This is a genomic window from Kitasatospora sp. NPDC085879 (assembly GCF_040686255.1).
Taxonomy (GTDB): Bacteria; Actinomycetota; Actinomycetes; order Streptomycetales; family Streptomycetaceae; genus Kitasatospora.
The window spans coordinates 1-2551 of record NZ_JBFBJZ010000178.1 but is presented as its reverse complement, the minus strand read 5'-3'; the positions used below and the strand labels follow the sequence as shown (position 1 = coordinate 2551).

Below are 2551 nucleotides of genomic sequence, written 5' to 3'. Positions count from 1 at the left end.
CGGTTCACCCGATCATGGAGTTCTCTACGCTTCATGATCACCGGGGGATCCGTGCCTGCCGTCCCATCATGCATTCTCGACCCGATCCGCGACCAATTCCTCGCGCTCCTGCCCGTGCGCGAGGACTGGCACCCGCTGGGCTGCCACAACCCTCGGATCAGCGACGCCGTCGTCTTCGACCGGCTGGTACAGGTCCTGGTCTTCGGCTGCGGATACGAACGCGCCGCCGACGAGCACTGCTCGGCCACCACCTTGCGCCGACGCCGCGACGAGTGGATCGCCGACGGCGTGATGGAGAGCCTGAGGCTGCTCGCGCTCGCCGCCTACGACCGCATGATCGGACTGTACGCGGGGGTGGTCGGATGGGGCGGCCCGTACTCCTCCAGCAGTCGCTTCAACTCCCCCTCGACCGCGCTGTACCTCAGTTCGCCGTCGGCGTCGCGCTGGTAGCTACCGAGCGCGTACAGCAGCAACAGCGGTTTGTGCGGCGCCCGAACGTCGTTGTTCGTCCACCGTCTCAGCTTCGCCACCCGCTCCAGCCAGTCCATAGCGGTTCAGCGTGTTCCGGGACTTCGACACAACCGCAGCCGCAAGCCCCCAAGCACAAGGCTGTCCGAACCCGCTGCGGCCGGGCTCAGTCCTCCGTCCTGACTGACTCGTGCTCTCCTGACGACTGGTCCCGTGGTCAGGGTTTCCCCGGCGCCAGGTCGGCGACGAGCCGGTCGAGTGCCGACTCCTCGTGTAGGGCCACGTTCAGTACGGTCATGGCGGCAGCGAGGTCGGCATCCCAGCTCGCCTCCACCGGGGCGCCGACGAGCGGGAGGCCGGGGCTGCCCTGATCCCGAGCGTGGGCGGCGAGTTGTTCGTAGTCCTCGGCTGCCATCCGCCACGACAGGGCCGAGTACCGTCGGATGATGCGGTTGGCGAGCGCGATGCCCGGCCAGTCGAAGTCGCCGTGGTAGCGAAGCCGCAGGCCGGCGGCCGCGAAGGTGTCGAGGAGTTCGAGGACGACGGTGGAGGCGCTGCCCGAGGTGCAGACCAGGACGCCCCCGCAGCGGGCCTCGGCCGCCGCCTCGACCACTCGGGGGTTTTCGCAGATGTGCACCAGGGTGTCCGAGGGCGGTACGACGTTCAGCTCGCGCAGTTCACGAAGTGTCAGGTGGGATTCGGCATGGTGGTCGGCCCGTTCCCGCAGAGCCCGTTCGCGCCATCCGTGTCCCAATGGACGCAGGCCGTAGGTGAGCACGGTGCTCGATACCTCGTCGGGGACGACGGCTGCTGCCCGCCACAGGGCTCGCCGACCGGGCGCGTCCTCGGGCGGCTCGCTGTCCGTGGCCCGCGCGATGCCGCGCAGGACTAGGCGGGACAGGACCGTGTCGTCGTCCAGTCCGTGTGCCGTGCCGGTCACCCGGGTCGCGAGTTCTCCGCGGCCGTACGGCGCCGCCTCCTCGTCCCGGTCGGACCGGAGCAGCCCGAGGACTCGGATCGCCTGGTGGAGCACGCCTGCCGCGTCCTGAGGCGCGATCCTGCCGAGCGCGCCGGTGCGGCACAGGTCGTCGAGCCAGCCGCCCACCCAGTCCTGACCGGCCAGCGGGGATGCGGCGATCGCCGCTTCGGCCGCTGTCCACAGCGCGGCCCGCTCCTGCCGTCCGGTGTCTCGCGCCGCCCGCCGGTCGGTCAGCGACAGCCCCAGCTGTTCGACGGCTGCGATCAGTCCGCAGTCTGCCGCAGTGGCTCGCAGCCTGCTGTCCAGGTCCGCCAGCCGGATCGTGGCGGTACCGGTGGCGACCCGGCGGCCGAGCAGCAGAGACAGGGCCTCGCGCTCGGCCGCGGTGCAGTCGTTCAGCCGGATGCTGCCGTTCGGCTGGAGTCCGTTGCGTTCCAACCGGTGGTGGACCGCTGTCCACATCCGGCCGAGGTCCGGCTGGGCCAGGAACGTGCGGGTCTGCGGTGGAAGCGTCACCTTGATCTCCCAGGATGCCCCGGCCTTCAGGCCGGGGAGGAATGGGTCCTTGGACCGGGGCCGCGAAGCGGCGGAGTGATCTTCGGATGTTCCGGCGGAGGCCGTTGTCAGTGGCCTTCGGTAGGTTGATCGTGTGCACCTTCGGTACTCGTATCGCATCTGTCCGACGGTGGGTCAGCGCGCGGCGCTTGCCCGGACGTTCGGGTGTGCGCGGGTGGTGTACAACGATGCGTTGGCGGCACGGAAGGCAGCCCGGATGGCCGGCCTGCCGTATCCCAAGAGCACGGATCTCCAGAAGCTGGTGATCACCGGGGCGAAGAAGACTGCCGAGCGGGCATGGCTTGCCTCGGTCGGCGTCGATCCGCTGATCCAGTCCCTTCGGGACCTGGACAGCGCGTACCGGAACTTCTTCGACTCGGTGTCGGGCAAGCGCGCGGGACGGCCGGTCGGGCTTCCCCGGTTCAAGTCGCGCAAGGACAGCCGACAGTCGCTGCGCTTCACCCGCAACGGGTTCCGCATCCGGGGCAACGGAAAGCTGAACCTGGCGAAGATCGGTGACGTGCGGGTGAAGTGGTCCCGCTCCCTTCC

At 69.5% G+C, this 2551-nt stretch carries 2 protein-coding genes and 2 pseudogenes; 2 read left to right on the top strand and 2 right to left on the bottom strand.

Annotation, left to right across the window (positions count from 1 at the left end; genetic code table 11):
* Positions 1-51: 51 nt before the first annotated feature.
* Positions 52-345: pseudogene (locus tag AB0P35_RS41880) on the top strand (IS5/IS1182 family transposase); the annotation flags it as partial.
* Here AB0P35_RS41880 and AB0P35_RS41875 read toward each other — a convergent pair.
* Together AB0P35_RS41875 and AB0P35_RS41870 are read right to left on the bottom strand one after the other, a co-directional pair.
* Positions 345-548, bottom strand: a pseudogene (locus AB0P35_RS41875) (restriction endonuclease); the annotation flags it as partial. The pseudogenes AB0P35_RS41880 and AB0P35_RS41875 overlap by 1 nt on opposite strands.
* A gap of 137 nt (positions 549-685) precedes the next feature.
* Complete coding sequence (locus tag AB0P35_RS41870) at positions 686-1963, bottom strand: TIGR02679 family protein (RefSeq protein ID WP_363521806.1); 1278 nt, start codon at positions 1961-1963, stop codon at positions 686-688.
* Positions 1964-2096: 133 nt separating this feature from the next.
* On the opposite strand from AB0P35_RS41870, the gene AB0P35_RS41865 reads away from it, so the two are divergent.
* On the top strand, positions 2097-2551 hold a 455-nt coding region (locus AB0P35_RS41865), incomplete at its 3' end, for a transposase (RefSeq protein WP_363521803.1).